A 20729-nucleotide genomic window follows, 5' to 3' on the forward strand; every position below is an offset into this window, starting at 1 on the left:
GGCGCGCTCACGGCCGCCGCCACCGGCGGTCGTCCGCGGCGAGCATCTCGTCGGCCGCGGCCGGCCCCCAGCTTCCCGCCCGGTAGCGGTGCGGGGTCGTGCTCGCCCAGTACTCCTCCAGCGGGTCGACGATCCGCCAGGACTCCTCGACCTCGGCGTTGTTCGGGAACAGCGTCGCGTCGCCGAGCAGCACGTCGAGGATGAGCCGCTCGTAGGCCTCGGGCAGCGCCTCGGTGAACGCCTCGCCGAACAGGAAGTCCATCGCGACGTCGCGGACCTCCATCGCCGAGCCCGGCACCTTGGACCCGAACTTCAGGGTGACGCCCTCGTCGGGCTGCACCCGGATGACGAGCTGGTTGTTGCCGAGCTCGGCGGTGTCGGTCTGGTCGAAGGGCAGGTGCGGCGCCTTCTTGAACACGATCGCGATCTCGGTGACCCGTCGCGGCAACCGCTTGCCGGTGCGCAGGTAGAACGGCACCCCGGCCCAGCGGCGGGTCTCGATGCCCAGGCGCACCGCGGCGAACGTCTCCGTCCGGGAGTCCGGCGGGATGTCCTTCTCGTCCAGGTAGCCGGGCACCCGCTCCCCGGCGAGCCAGCCCTGCTCGTACTGACCGCGCACGGCGTAGCGGGCGAGGTCGCCGGGCAGCGAGACGGCGCGCAGCACCTTGAGCTTCTCGGTGCGGATCGTCTCGGGGCCGAAGCTGACCGGCTCCTCCATCGCGGTGAGGGCGAGCAACTGGAGCAGGTGGTTCTGGAGTACGTCGCGGGCGGCGCCGGTCTCGTCGTAGAAGCCGGCGCGGGTGCCGATGCCGACGTCCTCGGCCATGGTGATCTGCACCGAGTCGACGAACTGCGAGTTCCAGATCGGTTCGAACAGGTTGTTCGCGAACCGCAACGCGAACAGGTTCTGCACCGTCTCCTTGCCCAGGTAATGGTCGATCCGGTACACCCCCGACGGGGTGAACACGTCGTCGACCAGGGCGTTGAGCTCGCGGGCCGAAGCCAGGTCGTGGCCGAACGGCTTCTCGATGACGACCCGTCGCCAGCCGCCCGTGTCCTGCGCCGAGGACAGGTTCGTGCGCTGCATCTGCTTGAGCACGACCGGGAACGCCGAGGGCGGAATCGACAGGTAGAACGCGGCATTGCCGCCGATGCCGTGCGAGCGCTCCAGGTCATCCAGCGTCGAGGCGAGCCGGTCGAAGGCGGCGTCGTCGTCGAAGGAGCCCTGCAGGAAACGGATGGAGCCGGCGAGCCGGTCCCAGACCTCGTCCCGGAACGGGGTACGTGCGCCCTTCTCGGCGGACTCGCGGGCGAAATCGACGAAATCGCTGTCCGACCAGTCCCTGCGGGCGAAGCCGAGCAGCACGAAACCCGGCGGCAGCAGCCCGCGGCTGAACAGGTCGTAGACGGCGGGAATCAGCTTCTTGCGGGCCAGGTCGCCGGTTGCACCGAACACCACGAGGGCGCTCGCGTCCGGCAACCGGGGCAGTCTGCGGTCACGTGGATCCCGCAGCGGGTTGGATCTCACCGTGGGCGCCACCCGTTCCCCCTTCGTTCTCGCTTCGGTCTACCCGAGGTTGTTTCACCTGGGACCGTCGCCTGTCCATGACGGACGCTGAGACGATCACCACGGCCGCGAACCGGTCCGGTCACCCGGCCGATCAGGGTCATGCTCACGACGCGGACCGCGCCAGTGCCGGCTAGCTGCTCGAACCGGACCTGCCGAGCTGCTGCGCGATGGTGCCGAGGAGCTGGTTCCACGAGTCCTCGAACTTCTGTACCCCCTGGGTCTCCAGGGTCTCGATCACGTCGTCGAGGTCCACGCCGACGGCGGCCAGCGCGGCGAACACCTGACGGGCGTCGTCGTAGAACGGGCGGATGGTGTCCCCGCGGGTCTCCCCGTGGTCGGCGAACGCCTGCAGGGTCGCCTCGGGCATGGTGTTGACGGTGCCGGGCGCGACCAGCTCGGAGACGTAGATCGTGTCCGGCAGGGACGGGTCCTTCGTCGAGGTCGACGCCCACAGCGGCCGCTGCGGCTTCGCGCCCTTCGCGGCCAGCGCCTGCCACCGAGGGGTGGCGAACGCCTTCTCGTATCGTTCGTAGGCCAACCGGGCATTCGCGATTGCCGTCTTGGCGTGCAACGCCTTCGCCGCCGGTGTACCGATCTTGTCCAGTCGGGCGTCGACCTCCGAGTCGACCCGGCTGACGAAGAACGACGCGACCGAGGTCAGGTCGCTGACGTCCCGGCCGGCCTCGATCGCCTGCTCGACGCCCGACATGAACGCGTCGATCACGGCGTCGTAGCGGTCCAGGCCGAAGATCAGCGTCACGTTCACGCTGATGCCCTGGGCCAGGGTCTCGGTGATCGCCGGCAGCCCGCCCAGGGTGGCCGGGATCTTGATGAACAGGTTGGGCCGGTCCACCAGCCACCACAGGGCGCGGGCCTCGGCGACGGTGCGCTCGGTCTCGTGCGCCAGCCGCGGGTCGACCTCGAGGGACACCCGCCCGTCGACCCCGCCGGAGGCGTCGTAGACGGCGCGCAGCACGTCGCAGGCGTCGCGGACGTCCGCGGCGGTGATCGCGCGGACCGCCTCGCCGACGTCGACACCGCGGATCTTCAGATCGTGTAGCTGCTCGTTGTAGAGGTCGCTGGACGCAATCGCCTTCTGGAAGATCGTCGGGTTGCTGGTGACACCGACGACGCTGCGGTCGGCGACCAGGTCGGCGAGGTTGCCGGTGCGCAGGCGGTCCCGGCTGATGTCGTCCAGCCAGACCGCCACTCCGGCGGCCGAGAGCTCGGACAGGGGGTTGCTCATCGGGCTTTGGTTCCTCTCCGCGAGCGGTGAACGTCCACAACAGGTCGAGCCGTCCTCGAGATCGAGCCGTTCTCAAGGCCGAGCCGCCCTCAAGGTAGAGCCGTTCTTGAGGTCGAGCCGTTCTTGAGATCACACCGTTCTTGAGGTAGAGCCGTTCTTGAGGTCAAGCCGTTCTCGGTGCCGGTGATGCCCGTCGCCGGGAATCGGATCCGGTGCGCCGCCGATCGACGCGCTGCGGGCGGCACCGACCCGTGCCGACCCGAACCGAACCGGCGCCCGCCAGGTGCACCCCTGTGGGCACTACCCCGTCGCGCCGGCTCCATCCCAGTCTGGTTCCAGTCTGATCCCCATCCGCTCAGCTCCGTGACGCGCGGGTAGCGGTTGGAAGAACACCCGGCGTGAACTGGTGCGACGGCACCCGTGAGACACACCACGCCGGGCCTCGGCGGCGGCGGTCGCGGTCCCCTTCCGGCGGTCCGGACGGCCGGGACGCGACCGGTGACGTGATCCAGACCGCACGGCCCGTTGCCCGGTCCGGGCGCGGCCGCCGCGCGTGCGCCGCAATCCGGCGGCTAGACTCCGACACGTCGTAGAACACCGTCCGCTCCGTCCCCGGGGCTCCGTACAGTGCGGGTCGTCCGCCGATCCCGCCGATCGCGAGGTCGCTCTGTCTACCGAGGCCGCCCTTCGTCGCCGGCACGTCACCACACGCGGACCGGTGCGGTCGGGCACCTCTCCGTCGGTGATCGCCGCAACCGCGCTCCAACCCACCCTCGACCATGTCCCGGCTCAGGGTGCCCCCGACGTCCCGGCCCAGAGCGCCCCCGACGGCGCGGACGCCTCGCACCCGGCGGCCGGGCCCACACCGACCGAGGCCGCGGTCTCGAACGGTGTGGCGGTCTCGAACGGTGTGATGGTTTCAAACGGAGTTTCGGTCTCTCCCGGAGTCGGCACGTCGAACGGGGTCATGATTTCGAACGGCGTGGCGGCATCCAACGGAGTGGCGGCATCCAACGGAGTGGCGGCATCCAACGGAGTGGCGGCATCCAACGGAGTGGCGGCCTCGAACGGGACCGCGAAGTCCAACGGCACGGCTGTCTCGCGTGCGGCGACCTCCCCGGCCGGCTCCGTCCTGTCGCACGTGACGGTGATCCCGCACGGTTCGGCCGCCCAGGCACGCGTCGGGTCCGGCTCGAACGGCGCGACTGGCTCGAACGGCACGTCCGGCTCTGACGGCACCTCCGGCTCGAACGGCACGTCCGGCTCGAACGGAACCGCGTCCCCCACGGTGATCCACGGCTCCGGTTCCGCCGTGGCGGCGTCGACCGGCACGGTGGCCGCCCCCGTGGCGCCCGCCGCCGCGGCGCCGCCCGCCGTGAGTGGGCTGGCCGCGGTGAATGCGAAGATCCGCGCCTACGTCGCGCTCATGAAGCTGCGCGTGGTCGAGCTGCTGCTCGTCACCACCGTGCCGGTGATGATGCTCGCGGACCGGGGGATGCCCTCGCTCTGGCTGATCGCCGTCACCCTCGTCGCCGGCACCCTGGCGGCCGGCAGCGCCAACACGATCAACTGCTACGTCGACCGGGACATCGACCAGGTCATGGCCCGCACCAAGCGCCGCCCCCTGGTCCGTGCCACCGTCACCCCGACCGAGGCGCTCGTCTTCGGCATCGTGATCGGCATCGTCTCGACGCTGATGTTCGGCCTGCTGGTGAACTGGCCGTCGGCGCTGCTGGCGGACGGCGCTATCGCCTTCTACGTCTTCGTCTACACCCTCGGGCTCAAGCGCCGGACCCCGTCGAACATCGTCATCGGCGGCGCGGCCGGCTGCTTCCCGGTGCTCATCGGGTGGTCCGCGGTCACCGGCACCGTGGGCTGGTCGGCGGTGCTGCTGTTCGCCGTGGTGTTCTTCTGGACCCCGCCGCACTTCTGGGCGCTGGCGATGAAGTTCCGTGACGACTACGCCGCCGCCGGTATCCCGATGCTGCCCGTCGTCGCCCCCGTCGAGGTGGTGACCCGGCGGATCCTCGGCTACTCCTACGCGATGGTGGCCGCCTCGCTCGCGCTGGTCCCGGTGGCCCACACCGGCCCGATATACCTGGTGTCCGCCGTCGTGGTCGGCGCCTGGTTCCTCGCCGAGGCACACCGCATCGACCGTCGAACCCGCCGCGGCGGCGACCCCCGCCCCATGCGCCTGTTCCACATGTCGATCACCTACCTGACCCTGCTGTTCATCGCGATCGCGGTCACCGCGGTCGTCTGACCCCCCGTTCCGCCTCGGATCCAACCGATCCGACTCCCCAGACGCGTCGACCGCACACCCGCGGCCGGCGCGTCTGGCGTTCCGGGGCGCTCGGGTTCCGCGGAACACTTCGCGGTCCCGCCGGCAGCGCTTCCCGCAGAAATGATCAGCCGTCTCGCCGCAGACCAGGCCGCGGCGAACTGGTCGCTCAAGGTTGCGGACCCGCCCCGACGATCAGCGCTTAGGCGCTGCGCGAGGCTGCGGATCGCGTTGCGCTCTTTCTCGACGAGGCACGAGGGAGGGCGACGACCTTTCCCCCGATCGGAGTCGGGGCATGCCGGCGTGATGCGGGGTGGACGGTTCAGCGGTCCGTTCCGGCCCGGCCGCACCGCCCTGCCCGGGGCGTCCGGCCTTCGGTCGACGGACCTGGGTTTCAGTCCAGCTTCTCGCCGTACACGTGGTCGACCGCCATTCTCATGAGCACCCGGCGGTCGGACACCATCACCGACCGGTACTCGTCCCAGTCCGGGTGCTCCCCGGCGGCGCTGCGGTAGTAGTCCACCAGCGCCTCCACCTCGGGCCCGTGGGGGTCCGACCCCGGCCCGGTGAGCGTCGCCGTGCCCTCGGCGGTGGCCCAGGCCAGGCCGTTCGGGCTGGTGACCTCCAGGGCGGTACGCGGGTCCCGGCGCAGGTTCGCCGTCTTGGCCCGCCCCTCGGTCATCGACACGTAAAGGACGTCGGACTCACGGTCGTAGAAAGGCTGAACGGGAGAAAGCTGGGGCCGGCCGTCAGACCTGATCGTGGCGAGAACACCGAGTCGACTGCCCGCGAGCAGCTCCCGCGGGTCGAAGGGCGTGATGGTCATGTCCGGGCCCAACCCCCATCCTGGCGACCCCTATTCCGACGGACCCAGGTCGGTGACTGACCACCCCGGTGACTGACCACCCCGGTGACTGGCCACCCGACGGGACGACCAGCAACGAGTACGGCGCGGCGGTTACGACGGCCAAGGCGATCATCGTGTTCGTCAAAGCGCCGGGCGTCCGACTGAAGCCGATGCCCCCGATCCCGATGATCATGGTGTTCCGCGGAACCGCGTCAGGGCGCCGTCCGGACGGCCTCCGCATGATCGGTGCGTGCTGAGGTCGGGGGCGGCGCCGCGTGGGCGCCGGAGTCAGCCGACGCCCGGCGCGCCCGAGGCGACCCGGACAGCCGCCGGGGCGGGTTGAGCCACGATCCCAGGGGCGGAGGCGGAGGCTGTAGCGGCTGGCAGTGCGGACGCGGTGGGGGCGGTAGGCGTGGTGTCGGCCGCTGACCACGCGTCCGGGACGGTGAGGGCCGGGCGGGCGACCATGGCGAGCCACAGGCGCAGCGCGACGACCCACATGATGGTGGCGCCGGTCATGTGCAGGGCGACGAGGCCGGACGGGACGCCGAGGAAGTACTGGGCGAAGCCGAGGCCGGCCTGCGCGACGACCACGGCGATCAGGGTGAGCGAGTCGCGTCGCGCGGCCGCGGGGGCGGCGGTGATCCGCACCGCGAACGCCATCGCCGCGACCAGGCCGGTCAGCAGCATCGCGCCGTCGGCGTGGAGCTGGGAGACGTTGACGATGTCGAAGCCGAAGCGGGCGGGATGCTCGCTGTCGCCGCTGTGCGGGCCGGTCCCGGTCACCACCGTGCCGAGGACGAGAACCCCGGCCGAGACGACGACGAGCAGCCGGGCCAGCCACAGCAGCGCCGGAGCGACCGCCGGGGTCACCGGGCCGGCGCCCTGGCGGGCGCGGCGGTCGAGGACGACGGCGTTCCACAGCAGCACCATGGACAGCAGGAAGTGGGCGGCGACGGTCACCGGGTTCAGCTTCGTCAGGACCGTGATGCCGCCCAGCACCGCCTGGCCGAGGTAACCCACCCACAGGCCGAACGACAGCAGGGTCAGGTCGCGGCGGCGGCCGTCGCGCAGCCGCAGCGCCATGATCGGCGTGATGAGCACCACCAGCCCGACGACCAGCCCGACGACCCGGTTGCCGAACTCGATCGCCCCGTGCAGGGCGTACTCGGAGTGCGGCGTGAACGAGCCGTCGCCGCACTGCGGCCAGGTCGGGCAGCCCAGGCCGGAGCCGCTGAGCCGGACGACTCCGCCGCTGACCACGATCAGGGACAGCGCGAAGACGTTGAGTGCGGTGACGACCTGGAACACGCGCCGGCTGACGAGCGGCAATCTCCGACGCGTTGTAGAAGCTGGCACGGGTGCCATAGTAACGCCCGGTGCGTCCACGACTGGCCGGGCGGACATCGGGTCGCCCGGTCGGGCACTACTCCCAGCGGAAGGTGCGGGCGGCCAGGCCCAGGGTCACCACGGCCCACACCGCGAGCACGACCAGGTTGCGGACCCCGGGGCCGTCGCCGTCGGCGAGGACGTCGCGCAGCCCGTCGGACAGCGCCGCGGTGGGCAGCACCTCGGCGATCGCCCGCAGCCAGCCGGGCAGCTCCGACAGCGGGAAGACCACCCCGCCGATCAGCAGCAGCAGCAGGTAGACGCCGTTGGCGGCGGCGAGCGTCGCCTCGGCGCGCAGGGTGCCGGCCATGAGCAGGCCGAGCCCGGAGAACGCGGCCGTACCGAGCACGATCAGCGCCAGCACGGACGGCACGGCACCCGCCCCGCCGCTGGGATCCCAGCCGAGGGCGAAGCCGACCGCGAGCAGCAGGACCAGCTGGATGACCTCGACGGCGAGCACCGCCGCGGTCTTGCCGGCGAGCAGGATCGAGCGGGGCAGCGGGGTCGCGCCGAGGCGCTTGAGCACCCCGTAGGAGCGTTCGAAGCCGGTGGCGATCGCCTGGCCGGTGAACGCGGTCGACATGACCGCGAGCGCCAGTACCCCGGGGACGAGGAAGTCCACCGACTTCTCGGTGTCGCTCGGGAGCACGTCCACGGCGGTGAAGAAGGCGAGCAGGCCAACTGGGATGATCATGGTAAGCAGGACGGACTCGCCCCGGCGCAGGGTGAGGATCAGCTCGAGCCGGGTCTGCGCGGCGAACATCCGGGCGCGGGTGGCTGCCGCCGGCGCCGGGCGCAGGTCGAGCAGACCGGCGCCGCCCCGGCCAACGGGACCCCGGCCAGTGGGACCGACGGCGTCGGCGGCGGTCACGAGCCCAGCTCCGAACCGGTCAGTTCCACGAAGACGTCCTCCAACGTTCGTTGCTCCACCCGGAGATCCTCCGCGAGCACGCCGTTGCCGGCACACCAGGCGGTCACCGCGGCGAGCAGCTGCGGGTCGACCGTGCCCTGGACCAGGTAGTGCCCGACCGGCCCCTCGCGGGCGGTGGTGCCGTCCGGCAGCGCGAGCAGCAGCTTGCCGAGCTCCAGGCCGGTGGGGGCGCGGAAGCGCAACTGGCCCTCGGCGCCACCGCGGGTGAGCTCGGCGGGCGAGCCGACGGCCACGACCCGACCGTGATTGATGATGATCACCTGGTCGGCGAGGCGCTCGGCCTCGTCCATCGCGTGGGTGGTGAGCACGACTGTGACGCCGGCCGTGCGCAGCTCCTCGATGAGCTCCCAGGTGGTGCGCCGACCCGCGACGTCGAGCCCGGCCGTCGGCTCGTCGAGGAACACCAGCTCGGGGCGGCCGACGACGGCCATCGCCAGCGACAGCCGCTGCTGCTGGCCGCCGGACAGCCGACGGAACGGGGTGCCGGCGGAGTCGGTCAGACCAAGCCGGTCCAGCAGCGCCGCGGGATCGAGCGGGTGGCGATGGTGCGCGGCGACCAGCCGCAGCATCTCCCCGGCCCGGGCGCCCGGGTACATCCCGCCGGCCTGAAGCATCACACCGACGCGGGGACGCAGGGCGACCGCGTCCGCGATCGGGTCGCGGCCCAGGATGCGGACCTCGCCCGCGTCGGCCCGGCGGAAGCCCTCGCAGATCTCCACCGTCGTCGTCTTGCCGGCGCCGTTGGGCCCCAGCAGCGCCGTCACCGAGCCGACCGGGACGCTCAGCGACAGGCCGTCGACCGCTCGGACCCGGCCGTCGGGGAGGGCGCCCCGCCCCGCTGGCGCCGCGAGCGTGGCGGGCGTCGTCGAGACCTCGGCGAACGGTGCGGGGCGCAGGGTCGGCGCGGCGGAGGCCCGGCGGCCACGTCGACCGGAGCCCCGAGAGCCCTCGGCGCGCCCGGTCCCGGACCGGGATGGCCCGGATTGGGACGGACCGGACCGGGACGGACCGGACTGCGCGGAGTAGGTCTTCACGAGGCCAGTGACGCTGACTGCCAGGATCTCGGCCACCTTGCGATCCTACGGATCGGACCGAGGGGAAGGGGGGTCGGTACCCGCCACCTCGGAGCGGACCCGCCGGTCGGGCACCCTCAACGTCGCTGCTGTGGCGGCCGGATGGGCAGGACGCGGCGTCGGGCGCCGACCGCCACCGGCTCGCCCGGCTCCACCAGCGCGCCCCAGGCGCCGAGCCGTTCGTAGAGCATCGACGGCGTCGTGCTGTACAGCCGGGACAGGGACTGCAGGTCGGAGCGGCGCAGTCGGAGGATGTCGCGGGAGCTGTCGGAGCGCAGGACCTGCACGATGGCGATCCAACGCCGCAGCGGGCCGGTCCGGGTCGGCGGCAGTTTGCGCAGCCGGCGCAGATCGATGACGAGTGGGGGAAGGTGGTCGACGTCACGGCGGTCGGCTGCCGGCGGGACCAGCAGGGTCGCGGGAACGTCGTACAACTCGGCGAGCTCGACGAGCCGGTGCACCCGCAGGGTGCGGGAGCCTCGTTCATAGGCTCCCAGAGTTCCCGCGGTCCACCGGCCGTGGGTGCGCTCCTGAACATCCAGTAGCGACATGCCACGCCGGTTGCGCGCCGCGCGAAGCCGGCGCCCGAGCTCCAGGGCGTAGTCCGCCTCGGTCACGGTCTCCGTCCGGGTCAGGTCGACAGGAGACGCCAACCGCCCCCAGTGACAGCCTGTCAGGCATTGATGCGCCTGGCAGCCGGTTCGACCAAGAAGACGCAAGGGAATGTGGCCCTGGCGTGGTCCTGTGAATGCGGGGTGCAGTAGATCTCGGGGCCGCATCGCCGGGGAAGTGGCGCTGGGTGACCACCTTGCGCCCCTTGTCGTGATGGCCGCCGGTGCCGGCAACGGCGGCATGGCCGCCGTTGCGCGCCCGTTCGTCGGCCACCGAAGCAGGTCAGCAAGGTGCGTCGGGGTTTGTGGTGTCGTCGAGGTCATCGCGGTCGTCGAGGTCGTCGGCCCAGCCGCGGGCCCGCTCGACGGCGGACAGCCACCGGCGGTAGGCGCGGTCGCGCCGGGCGGCCGGCATCGTCGGGTGGTAGCGCCGCTCGCTGCGCCGGTGCACGGCCAGCGCGGCGGGGTCGGTGAAGAAGCCGGTCGCCAGGCCCGCCAGGTACGCCGAGCCGAGCGCCGTGGTCTCGATGTTGTCGGGCACGTCGACGTCGACGCCGAGCATGTCGGCCTGGAACTGCATGAGCCACGGGTTGCGCGCGGCCCCGCCGTCCGCGCGCAGCTCCCGCACGGCGAAACCGGCGGCGGCCATCGCCTCGACGACGTCGCGGGTGCGATAGGCGATCCCCTCCAGCACCGCGCGGGCCAGGTGCGCCCGGCCGGTGCCGCGGGTGATCCCGAGCAGCGTGCCGCGGGCGCGCGGATCCCAGTGCGGTGCGCCGAGGCCGGTCAGCGCCGGGACGAAGTAGACGCCGTCGTTGCCCGACAGCGACGCGGCCAGCTGCGCCGTCTCGGCGGCATCGCGGATGACCCCCAGGGAGTCGCGCAGCCAGCCGACGGCCGCGCCGGTGGACAGGATCGCGCCCTCCAGGGCGTAGTGCACGGGCTCGCCGTCGAGTTGGTAGGCGATGGTCCGCAGCAGCGACGACTGCGGCGACGCCAGCGCCGTCCCGGTGTTGACCAGGACGAACGAGCCGGTGCCGTAGGTGTTCTTGGCCTGCCCCGCCTCGACGCAGCCCTGGGCGAACAGGGCGGCCTGTTGGTCACCGACGGCGGCGGCGACCGGGATCCGTACGCCGAGGAAGGCCTCCGGATCGGTCTCGGCGTAGACCCGGGAGCTCGGCACCACGTCAGGTAGCAGCTCGGCGGGCACGTCGAACAGGTCCAGCAGGTCGGGAGCCCAGGCCGCGGTGGCGAGGTCGAGCAGCAGCGTCCGGGACGCGTTCGTGACGTCGGTGACGTGGACGGCACCGGCGGTCAGCTTCCACACCAGCCAGGAGTCGACGGTGCCGAAGGCGAGCTCGCCGCGGCCGGCCCGTCGGCGCAGCACCGGGTCCTGGTCCAGGATCCAGCCGATCTTCGTGGCGGAGAAGTAGGGGTCGAGGACCAGGCCGGTGCGGGCGCCGACCACGCCCGCGTGGCCGTCGGCGGCCAGGCGTTCGCAGCGCGCGGCCGTGCGCCGGTCCTGCCAGACGATTGCCGGCCCGACCGGGGCGCCGGAGGATCGCTCCCACACCACGGTGGTCTCCCGCTGGTTGGTGATGCCCAGCGCGGCCAGGTCCGCGGCGCGCAGACCGGCGTCGACCAGCGCTGCGGCGACGGTGTCGACGACGCTGCGCCACAGTTCCTCGGGATCCTGCTCGACCCAGCCGGGGCGGGGGAACCGGGGGTGGATCTCGGTGTAGCCGCGCCCGACGACCGTTGCGTTCCGGTCGAGCAGGCAGACGGTGGTTCCGGTGGTGCCCTGGTCGACCGCGGCGACCACGCTGCCCCGCGTCGGTGTGCTCATCGTCGCCTCCCGCCATGCGCCGCCGTCCCGCCGATCTTGCCGTAATCCGCGGGAACGGGCCTGGCGCCATGCCCAGGCAAGCGGTTCGGCCCAGGCGAGCGGTTCGGCTCGGGCTGGCGGTTCGGCTCGGGCGAGCGGTTCGGCTTGGGCCGGCGGTACAGCCCAGGCGGGCGGTCAGCCCAGGCTGGACAGGTCCACGGCGGAGCCGGGCGGGGTGACCGCGGCGGCCGGGCCGTAGTCGTCGAAGGTCATCTGGTTGGTGGAGCTGCCCGCGACGGTGATCCGCAGCGGGTAGGCGGGGCCGGTGTTGGCGACGACGAAGGCGGTGCCGTCGGGCGCCGCGGCCCGCACCGCCCGGGCGCCGCCGGCCTTCTCCCGCCGCACCCCGCCGGTGAGCCCGACGAGGTAGGTGCCGAGGGAGTCGCTGAGCTTGCCGAGGGTGAAGTAGCTGTACTTGGCGGCATCGGCGGGCGCGAGCCGGACCCACCGGTCGGCGAGCAGGTCCGCGGCGTCGCGGTCGCCGGTCGCCGTGTAGAAGGAGCGGCCGCGGCGGACGTAGGTGTCATCGGCGATTTTGACGAGCTGGGTCCGCTGGCCGTACTCCTCGATGGTGCCCCTGGTGGTCGTGGCGGACATCACCAGGTCGTAGCGGGCGGGGGAGTCGGAGCTGGGATCCTCCTCGCTGCCCACCACGTGCACGCCGGGCGCGGAGCGCAGCGCCGTGAGCGTGCGGGAGCCGACCTCGGCGGCCGGCAGCTTCTCCAGGCCGTTGGTCTTCTCGCCCCCGCCGCCGCAGGCCGCGGCCGCGCCGAGCGCGAGCAGCAGGCCGAGCCCGAGCAGGGTCCGCCCGATCGCGCCACGCCGTGGTCGAGCCCGCATCCGTCCGCCGCCTCCCGGTCCGAGGTCCGCCGGGGGGTGGGCGTCCGCAGGGACGACCCGCCCGGTGGTGCCGCAAGTCTGGCATCACGCCGCCAGCGGTGGCCGACCGCCCACCAGTCGTGGGTAGATGTTGTGTGGCGGCGGAGCGCGACCTGCTCCGGCACGGCTGGTGACGGACAGCACCGGGACGGAAATGCCTGTGACGGACATCGCCTCGGGGTGGTCCTGATCGGGGGCCCTCGGTTCGACCTCGTCCCGTAAATAAGGCACACTAGCGTTGTGAAAAACGACCACGACGCCTCGGGCGGGACGGCTGACGGCCGCACCCGCGACCGGGTCGTGCGTCTGCTGCTGGAGGGCGGGTCGGCCACGGCGGCCGAGCTGTCCCGGCAGCTCGGCGTGTCCCCGGCGGGCATCCGCCGGCACCTGGACGCCATGGTCGGGGACGGCATCATCACCCCGACCGAGAGCCGGTCCCGCGAGCCGCGGGGCCGGGGCCGTCCGGCCAAGCGCTACGCCCTCACCGAGGCCGGCCACCGCGCCGGCCCGACGGCGTATTCCGATCTCGCGGCCGGCGCGCTGCGGTTCCTCGCGGAGGTCGTCGGTCCCTCGGCCGTGAGCCAGTTCGCCGAGGGCCGGGCCTCCGACCTGGAGCGTCGGGTGCGCTCGGCGGTCGTCGCGGCGGATCCGGCCGATCGACCGGCGGCGCTGGCCGAGGCGATGACGGCCGCCGGCTACACCGCCAGCGTCTCGGAGCTGCCGACCGGCCTGCAGATCTGCCAGCACCACTGCCCGGTCCAGTTCGTCGCGGAGCGCTTTCCCGCGTTGTGCGACGCCGAGACCGCAGCGCTCGCCCGGGTCCTGGACACCCACGTGCAACGCCTGGCGACGATCGCCCACGGCGACGGCGTCTGCACGACGCACATCCCCGCGGGCGCGCTCCCGAGCTGTCCACCGTCCCCGTCTTCGGAGGGTTCCGCCCTATGACAACCTCTGCCGAGACCGCCCTCGAAGGCCTTGGTTCCTACAAGTTCGGCTGGTCTGACACCGACGCCTATGCCGACGACGTTCAGCGCGGCCTTTCCGAGACGGTCGTCCGCGGCATCTCGGCGAAGAAGTCCGAGCCGTCGTGGATGACCGACCTGCGCCTGAAGGGCCTGCGGCTGTTCGAGCGCAAGCCGATGCCGACCTGGGGCGCGGACCTCTCCGGCATCGACTTCGACAACATCAAGTACTTTGTCCGTTCGACGGAGAAGCAGGCCGCCGAGTGGGAGGACCTGCCCGAGGACATCAAGGCGACCTACGACCGGCTCGGCATCCCGGAGGCGGAGAAGCAGCGCCTCGTCTCGGGTGTCGCCGCGCAGTACGAGTCCGAGGTCGTCTACCACAAGATCCGTGAGGATCTTGAGGAGCAGGGCGTCATCTTCCTGGACACCGACTCGGGCCTGCGCGAGCACCCGGAACTGTTCCAGGAGTACTTCGGCTCGGTCATCCCGGTCGGCGACAACAAGTTCGCCGCGCTGAACACGTCCGTGTGGTCGGGTGGGTCGTTCATCTACGTGCCCCCGGGCGTGCAGGTGGAGATCCCGCTGCAGGCCTACTTCCGGATCAACACCGAGAACATGGGCCAGTTCGAGCGGACGCTGATCATCGTCGACGAGGGTGCCTACGTGCACTACGTCGAGGGCTGCACGGCGCCGGTCTACTCCTCGGACTCGCTGCACTCCGCGGTCGTCGAGATCATCGTGAAGAAGAACGCGCGCTGCCGGTACACGACCATCCAGAACTGGTCGAACAACGTCTACAACCTGGTCACCAAGCGGGCCGCCTGCCACGAGGGCGCCACGATGGAGTGGGTCGACGGCAACATCGGCTCCAAGGTGACGATGAAGTACCCGGCCGTGTGGCTGCTCGGCGAGCACGCCAAGGGCGAGGTCCTCTCGATCGCCTTCGCCGGTCCCGGCCAGCACCAGGACGCCGGCGCCAAGATGGTGCACGCCGCGCCCCGCACCTCCTCGACGATCATCTCCAAGTCGGTGGCCCGCGGCGGCGGCCGGACCTCCTACCGCGGCCTCGTGCAGATCAACGAGGGCTCCGCGGCGTCGAGGTCGACGGTCAAGTGCGACGCGCTGCTCGTCGACACCGTCAGCCGCTCGGACACCTACCCCTACGTCGACGTGCGCGAGGACGACGCCTCCATCGGCCACGAGGCCAGCGTCTCCAAGGTCGGCGCGGACCAGCTCTTCTACCTGATGAGCCGCGGTCTGTCGGAGGAGGAGGCGATGGCCATGATCGTGCGCGGCTTCGTCGAGCCCATCGCCCGTGAGCTGCCGATGGAATACGCCCTCGAACTGAACCGGCTCATCGAACTGCAGATGGAAGGCGCGGTCGGCTGATGGTCGTCATCGATGCCACCGGGCGCCCCCCGATGGCCTCCGGAGCCGTGCCCCGCCCGGTGCGATCGCGCAACCCGCTCGACCACGACGTGCCCACCGGCCGCGAGGAGGCGTGGCGGTTCACCCCGCTGCGCCGGCTGCGCGGCCTGCTCACCGGCCCGGACGCCGACGGCAAGGTCTCCGTGACCGTCACCGCCCCGGCCGGGATCGCCGTGGAGCAACTCGACGCCGCCGACCCGCGGATCGGTCGGTCGTACACTCCCGCCGACCGGGTTGCCGCGTTCGCGCTGGCCCGGGCGGGCGGCGCCACGGCCATCACCGTCCCGGCCGAGGCCGCCCCGACCGAGCCCGTGCTCGTGCATCTGCACGGGGAGAGCCCCCGGTCCGCGGCCGGCGCCGCCGGGGTCGCCTACGGCCACCTGCTCGTCGAGGTCGGCCCGTTCGCGTCGGCCACCGTCGTGCTCGACCACACCGGCAGCGCCACCTACGCCGGCAACGTCGAGGTCCACGTCGGCCACGGCGCCTCGCTGACCTTCGTGTCCCTGCAGGACTGGGACGCGGGCGCGGTGCACGTCGGCGCGCACGCCTACTCGATCGGCCGCGACGCGAAGCTGCGCTCGTTCACCGTCACCCTCGGCGGCGACCTGGTCCGGCTCAGCCCGACCGTCGACTACCGCGGCCCGGGCGGGGATGCCGAGCTCAACGGCGTGTTCTTCACCGACGCCGGCCAGCACCAGGAGCACCGGCTGCTCGTCACGCACACCCCGCGGTCGTGCCGCAGCCGGGTCACCTACAAGGGCGCGCTGCGCGGCGCCGGGGCGCACTCGGTGTGGATCGGCGACGTCGTCATCGACGCCGACGCGATCGACACCGACACCTACGAGCTCAACCGCAACCTGGTGCTCACCGACGGCGCCCGCGCCGACTCGGTGCCCAACCTGGAGATCCTCACCGGGGAGGTCGTCGGGGCCGGCCACGCCAGCGCCACCGGCCGCTTCGACGACGAGGCGCTGTTCTACCTGCAGTCCCGCGGCATCCCGCCGGCCGAGGCCCGCCGGCTCGTCGTTCACGGCTTCTTCGCGGAGGTCATCGACCGCATCGAGGTCGTCGAGCTGCGCGACCGGATCATGGCGTCGGTCTCGGCCCGGCTGGGCGAGACGCCGGCCGAGGACGAGCCCGCGACGCCGGCCGAGGCCGGTGCCGGGCGGGCGGGCGCATGACCGCCACCGCCGACTCCGCGGCCGTGCCCCGCTGGCACCGGGTGTGCGCGCTCGCCGATCTGAAGGACGACACGGCGCTCGGCACCGAGATCGAGGGCGTGCCGGTGTGCGTCGTGCGCGCCGGCGAGCGCGTCTACGCGGTGCGCGACGAATGCTCGCACGCCGACGTGCAGCTCTCCCAGGGCGAGGTCGAGAACGGCAAGATCGAGTGCTGGCTGCACGGGTCTCATTTCGACCTGGCCAGCGGCAAGGCGCTGACCCTGCCGGCGATCGACGCGGTGCCCACCTACGCAGTGACCATCGACGGCGACGACGTGCTCGTCGACGTCGCACATTCGAACCCGGAACGAGGGTGACGACACCGGTGTCGACCTTGGAGATTCGTAACCTGCACGTCTCGGTCGAGACGGAGGAGGGCCCGCGCGAGATCCTGCGCGGCGTCGACCTCACCGTCCGCAAGGGTGAGACGCACGCGATCATGGGTCCGAACGGCTCGGGCAAGTCGACGCTGTCGTACTCGATCGCGGGTCACCCCAAGTACACCGTGACCGACGGCACCATCACGCTCGACGGCGAGGACGTCCTCGCCATGGGCGTCGACGCCCGTGCCCGTGCCGGGATCTTCCTGGCGATGCAGTACCCGGTGGAGATCCCCGGGGTGTCGGTGTCGAACTTCCTGCGCTCCTCGGCCACGGCCGTGCGCGGCGAGGCGCCGAAGCTGCGTACCTGGGTCAAGGAGGTCAAGGCCTCCATGGAGGCCCTGGAGATGGACCCGGCGTTCGCCGAGCGCGGCGTCAACGAGGGCTTCTCCGGCGGTGAGAAGAAGCGTCACGAGATCCTCCAGATGGCGCTGCTCAAGCCGAAGATCGCCGTGCTCGACGAGACCGACTCCGGCCTCGACGTCGACGCGCTGCGCATCGTCTCCGGCGGCATCGAGGCCGTGCGGGCCAAGGGGGAGACGGGCATCCTGCTCATCACCCACTACACCCGCATCCTGCGCTACATCAAGCCCGAGTTCGTGCACGTGATGACGGCCGGGCGGATCGTCGACGAGGGCGGCCCGGAGCTCGCCGCCGTGCTGGAGGACTCCGGCTACGACCGCTACGTCAAGGGCGGCGGGGCCGCGGCGCCGACAGGGGCGCCGGCGGGGGCGGTGTCATGACGCTGACCGAGTCGCGGCTCGGCGGCGGCGCGGACCTCGCCGCGGGCTTCGACGTCGAGCAGGTCCGCAAGGACTTCCCGATCCTGGCCCGCACCGTGCACGACGACCTGCCGCTGGTCTACCTCGACAGCGCCGCGACCTCGCAGAAGCCGCTGGCCGTCCTCGACGCCGAGCGCGCCTACTACGAGCTGCACAACGCCAACGTGCACCGCGGCATCCACGTGCTCGCCGAGGAGGCCACCGGCCTGTACGAGGCGACGCGGGACAAGGTCGCCGCCTTCATCGGCGCGACCGACCGGCGCGAGGTCGTCTTCACGAAGAACTCCACCGAGGCGCTGAACCTCGTCGCCTACGCGATGAGCAACGCGGAGACCACCGGCGCGGAGGCGCAGCGCTTCCGGATCGGCCCCGGCGACGAGATCGTCGTGACCGAGATGGAGCACCACTCCAACCTCGTGCCCTGGCAGATGCTCGCCCGGCGCACCGGCGCGACCCTGCGCTGGATCGGGCTGACCGACGACGGCCGGCTGAACCTCGACAACCTCGACGCGGTCATCACCGACCGGGCGAAGGTCGTCTCGATGGTCCACCAGTCGAACATCCTCGGCACGGTCAACCCGGTGGCGCGGATCGTCGCCCGGGCCCGCGAGGTCGGCGCGCTCACCGTCCTCGACGGCTCCCAGTCGGTGCCGCACATGCCGATCGACGTCGCCGCGCTCGGCGTGGACTTCCTGGCCTTCACCGGCCACAAGATGTGCGCGCCGACCGGCGTCGGGGTGCTCTGGGGACGCTACGACCTCCTGGAGGTCATGCCCCCGTTCCTCGGCGGCGGCGAGATGATCGAGATCGTCACGATGGAGGGGTCGACCTACGCGGCCCCACCGCACCGCTTCGAGGCCGGCACCCCGATGATCAGCCAGGTCGTCGGGCTCGGCGCCGCCGTGGACTACCTGACGGCGCTGGGCATGCCGGCGATCGCCGCGCACGAGCATGCCGTCACCGGGTACGCCCTCGACGCGCTCGCCACCGTGCCCGGCACGCGGATCATCGGCCCGCCGACCGACATCGACCGCGGTGGGGCGATCTCCTTCGTCCTGCACGACGAGGCCGGCCGGGCGATTCACCCCCACGACGTGGGGCAGCTCCTCGACGAGCGCGGCATCGCCGTACGCGTCGGCCACCACTGTGCCCGGCCGGTCTGCCTGCGTTTCGGCGTGCCGGCCACGACCCGGGCGTCGTTCCACCTGTACACGACGACCGGCGAGGTCGACGCGCTGGTGGAAGGTCTGCACGGGGTTCGGAGGTTCTTCTCGAGGTGAAGCTCGATTCCATGTACCAGGAGATCATCCTGGACCACTACCGCAACCCGCTGCACCGCGGCCTGCGCGACCCGTTCGACGCCGAGGTGCACCACGTCAACCCGACCTGCGGCGACGAGGTCACCCTCCGGGTGAAGGTCGCCGACGGGGTCGTCGAGGACGTCTCCTACGAGAGCGAGGGCTGCTCGATCAGCCAGGCCTCGGCGAGCGTCATGAGCGACCTGGTCATCGGTAAGAAGATCGACGAGGCGCTCGAGCTCGAACGCGAGTTCCTGGCACTGATGCAGTCGCGGGGTACCGCGGAGGGCAACGAGGATGTGCTGGAGGACGCGGTGGCGTTCGCCGGCGTCTCCAAGTATCCCGCCCGGGTAAAGTGCGCCCTGCTGTCCTGGATGGCCTGGAAGGACGCGACGGCCAAGGCCGTCGACCCGGCCGCCGCCACCGGTGCCGCGCCAGCCTCCGCCGGCGCACCCCTCGACGTACCCGAGCAGGAGAAGCCATGAGCGACGCCGTGACCGACGCCCCGCCGGAGACGGTCGAGACCGCCGACGCCCCCCACGGCACGGTTGCCGAGCGGGCCGCGGGCCTGGAGCTGGCGGAGTTCGCCGACATCGAGGAGGCGATGCGCGACGTCGTCGACCCCGAGCTCGGCATCAACGTCGTCGACCTCGGCCTCGTCTACGGCATCCACGTCGCCGACGACAACACCGTCACCCTCGACATGACGCTGACCTCGGCGGCCTGCCCGCTGACCGACGTCATCGAGGACCAGACCCGCTCCGCGCTGGTCGACGGCCCCGACGGCCTCGTCGCCGGCGTGACGATCAACTGGGTCTGGATGCCCCCGTGGGGCCCCGACAAGATCACCGACGACGGCCGCGAGCAGCTGCGCGCCCTCGGCTTCAACGTCTGACCCTCCCAGCGAGCCGCCGCCGGTCTGGTCGGATCATCCTCCGGCCAGACCGGGCCGCCGCCCCGATCACCCGGGTTGCGGTTCGGCCCCCGGCTTGGCTGAATGCTGGAACCAACATGACCGCAGCCGACACCGTGGATATTGCTGTTCTGGCCGAGCGCATCGTACGTGCCGCTGCGGCTCGTCCGAGGGTCCTCGTCGGGATCGACGGCCCAGGCGCCGCCGGCAAGAGCACGCTGGCCGGTCAGCTGGCGGCTGCCATCCCTTCCGCGCACGTCGTGCATGTCGACGACTTCTACCTGCCCTCCAGTCAGCGGACTGAACGGCGGGGCGCCGTCGGCCCACTGTTCGATCTGCCTCGGCTCGCCGACCAGGTCGCCATTCCAGGAGCGGCCGGCGCCGCACTGCGCTACCAGCGTTATGACTGGACCAAGGACGCTCTTGTCGAATGGATCCAGGTCCCCGCCGGTGCATCCCTCATTGTCGAGGGCGTCTACTGTCTCGAGCTGAAGCTACGCGCTTGTTACACTTTTACCGTGTTCTGTCAGGCAGAACCAGCACTACGCCTCGCTCGCGGTCTACAACGCGACGGGGAGGAATTGCGCGATCAATGGGTCAATGAGTGGATGCCGGCCGAGAATGAGTACATGGCGCTGCAACGGCCGGATCGCTTCGCCCAGCTGGTCGTCGACAGCTCGGTCGTCGACAGCTCGGTCATCGACGACGACGTAGAAACGGTGTTCCGCGTCGCCGGGGTGTGAAGCTGTTACTGCGGGTAGGCCCGCACGCGTCTTTGTCACGCACGTCGGTCGCAGCCTGGGTGGCCACGCGACTTCTCAGCCCTGGGTCCATCGAGCCGCCTCGGCGGCCGGCGAGGGCCGTGAACCTGGCCTACCTCGCCAAGCCAGCCCTCGGCACCGGCCGGGGCCCCTGGCCCCGGCAAGGTGTTCCGCGGAACCGCGTGGTGATCAAGGTGTTCCGCGGAACCGCGTGGTGATCAAGGTGTTCCGCGGAACCGCGTGGTGATCAAGGTGTTCCGCGGAACC

At 71.6% G+C, this 20729-nt stretch carries 20 protein-coding genes; 10 read left to right on the plus strand and 10 right to left on the minus strand.

Going from position 1 to position 20729, the window contains the following annotated elements:
• Positions 1–7 precede the first annotated feature (7 nt).
• The 3 genes from zwf to ND748_RS06115 all read right to left on the minus strand — a co-directional run bounded on the left by zwf (position 8) and on the right by ND748_RS06115 (position 4103).
• Positions 8–1540 (minus strand): glucose-6-phosphate dehydrogenase, encoded by a 1533-nt coding sequence (zwf, locus tag ND748_RS06105; protein ID WP_251744684.1) that lies wholly within the window; start codon positions 1538–1540, stop codon positions 8–10.
• A 160-nt stretch (positions 1541–1700) separates the two neighbouring features.
• On the minus strand, positions 1701–2816 hold the full coding sequence (tal, locus tag ND748_RS06110) for a transaldolase (protein ID WP_251744685.1): 1116 nt from the start codon (positions 2814–2816) through the stop codon (positions 1701–1703).
• A gap of 789 nt (positions 2817–3605) precedes the next feature.
• Positions 3606–4103 (minus strand): hypothetical protein, encoded by a 498-nt coding sequence (locus ND748_RS06115; RefSeq protein ID WP_251744686.1) that lies wholly within the window; start codon positions 4101–4103, stop codon positions 3606–3608.
• A gap of 106 nt (positions 4104–4209) precedes the next feature.
• Here ND748_RS06115 and ND748_RS06120 point away from each other — a divergent pair, with 106 nt between their 5' ends.
• On the plus strand, positions 4210–5079 hold the full coding sequence (locus ND748_RS06120) for a heme o synthase (RefSeq protein WP_251744707.1): 870 nt from the start codon (positions 4210–4212) through the stop codon (positions 5077–5079).
• Between the two features lie 412 nt (positions 5080–5491).
• On the opposite strand, the gene ND748_RS06125 is transcribed toward ND748_RS06120, so the two are convergent.
• The 7 genes from ND748_RS06125 to ND748_RS06155 form a co-directional block, all read right to left on the minus strand.
• Complete coding sequence (locus tag ND748_RS06125; protein ID WP_251744687.1) at positions 5492–5923, minus strand: PPOX class F420-dependent oxidoreductase; 432 nt, start codon at positions 5921–5923, stop codon at positions 5492–5494.
• Between the two features lie 309 nt (positions 5924–6232).
• The gene (locus ND748_RS06130) at positions 6233–7312 is read right to left on the minus strand and encodes a heme A synthase (RefSeq protein WP_251744688.1); all 1080 of its coding nucleotides are present in this window, start codon (positions 7310–7312) and stop codon (positions 6233–6235) included.
• A 58-nt stretch (positions 7313–7370) separates the two neighbouring features.
• Positions 7371–8204: an ABC transporter permease gene (locus ND748_RS06135; protein WP_251744689.1), complete on the minus strand. Its 834-nt coding sequence runs from the start codon at positions 8202–8204 to the stop codon at positions 7371–7373.
• Positions 8201–9334, minus strand: a complete 1134-nt coding sequence (locus ND748_RS06140; RefSeq protein ID WP_251744690.1) for an ABC transporter ATP-binding protein — start codon at positions 9332–9334, stop codon at positions 8201–8203. The genes ND748_RS06135 and ND748_RS06140 overlap by 4 nt, the downstream gene beginning before the upstream one ends.
• Before the next feature lie 80 nt (positions 9335–9414).
• Complete coding sequence (locus tag ND748_RS06145) at positions 9415–9954, minus strand: transcriptional regulator (protein WP_041940778.1); 540 nt, start codon at positions 9952–9954, stop codon at positions 9415–9417.
• A 277-nt stretch (positions 9955–10231) separates the two neighbouring features.
• Positions 10232–11794: a glycerol kinase GlpK gene (glpK, locus tag ND748_RS06150; protein WP_251744691.1), complete on the minus strand. Its 1563-nt coding sequence runs from the start codon at positions 11792–11794 to the stop codon at positions 10232–10234.
• A gap of 174 nt (positions 11795–11968) precedes the next feature.
• Positions 11969–12673: a hypothetical protein gene (locus tag ND748_RS06155; protein ID WP_251744692.1), complete on the minus strand. Its 705-nt coding sequence runs from the start codon at positions 12671–12673 to the stop codon at positions 11969–11971.
• 279 nt (positions 12674–12952) lie between these two features.
• Here ND748_RS06155 and ND748_RS06160 point away from each other — a divergent pair, with 279 nt between their 5' ends.
• The 9 genes from ND748_RS06160 to ND748_RS06200 all read left to right on the plus strand — a co-directional run bounded on the left by ND748_RS06160 (position 12953) and on the right by ND748_RS06200 (position 20444).
• Positions 12953–13660, plus strand: a complete 708-nt coding sequence (locus ND748_RS06160) for a helix-turn-helix domain-containing protein (protein ID WP_251744693.1) — start codon at positions 12953–12955, stop codon at positions 13658–13660.
• Positions 13657–15069, plus strand: a complete 1413-nt coding sequence (gene sufB / locus ND748_RS06165; protein ID WP_251744694.1) for a Fe-S cluster assembly protein SufB — start codon at positions 13657–13659, stop codon at positions 15067–15069. Before ND748_RS06160 ends, sufB begins: the two co-directional genes overlap by 4 nt.
• Positions 15069–16289 (plus strand): Fe-S cluster assembly protein SufD, encoded by a 1221-nt coding sequence (gene sufD, locus ND748_RS06170; RefSeq protein WP_251744695.1) that lies wholly within the window; start codon positions 15069–15071, stop codon positions 16287–16289. The genes sufB and sufD overlap by 1 nt, the downstream gene beginning before the upstream one ends.
• The gene (locus ND748_RS06175) at positions 16286–16645 is read left to right on the plus strand and encodes a non-heme iron oxygenase ferredoxin subunit (RefSeq protein ID WP_251744696.1); all 360 of its coding nucleotides are present in this window, start codon (positions 16286–16288) and stop codon (positions 16643–16645) included. Before sufD ends, ND748_RS06175 begins: the two co-directional genes overlap by 4 nt.
• A gap of 8 nt (positions 16646–16653) precedes the next feature.
• Positions 16654–17451: a Fe-S cluster assembly ATPase SufC gene (gene sufC, locus ND748_RS06180; protein WP_251744697.1), complete on the plus strand. Its 798-nt coding sequence runs from the start codon at positions 16654–16656 to the stop codon at positions 17449–17451.
• Positions 17448–18770 (plus strand): cysteine desulfurase, encoded by a 1323-nt coding sequence (locus tag ND748_RS06185; RefSeq protein ID WP_251744698.1) that lies wholly within the window; start codon positions 17448–17450, stop codon positions 18768–18770. Before sufC ends, ND748_RS06185 begins: the two co-directional genes overlap by 4 nt.
• Positions 18767–19273 (plus strand): Fe-S cluster assembly sulfur transfer protein SufU, encoded by a 507-nt coding sequence (gene sufU, locus ND748_RS06190; protein ID WP_251744699.1) that lies wholly within the window; start codon positions 18767–18769, stop codon positions 19271–19273. The genes ND748_RS06185 and sufU overlap by 4 nt, the downstream gene beginning before the upstream one ends.
• Positions 19270–19683 carry a metal-sulfur cluster assembly factor gene (locus ND748_RS06195; protein WP_251744700.1) on the plus strand — a complete coding sequence of 138 codons (414 nt, stop codon included), beginning with the start codon at positions 19270–19272 and terminating at the stop codon, positions 19681–19683. The genes sufU and ND748_RS06195 overlap by 4 nt, the downstream gene beginning before the upstream one ends.
• Positions 19684–19799: 116 nt before the next feature.
• Complete coding sequence (locus ND748_RS06200; RefSeq protein WP_251744701.1) at positions 19800–20444, plus strand: uridine kinase; 645 nt, start codon at positions 19800–19802, stop codon at positions 20442–20444.
• Positions 20445–20729 lie beyond the last annotated feature (285 nt).

It is taken from the genome of Frankia sp. AiPs1, assembly GCF_023716945.1.
Taxonomy (GTDB): domain Bacteria; phylum Actinomycetota; class Actinomycetes; order Frankiales; family Frankiaceae; genus Frankia.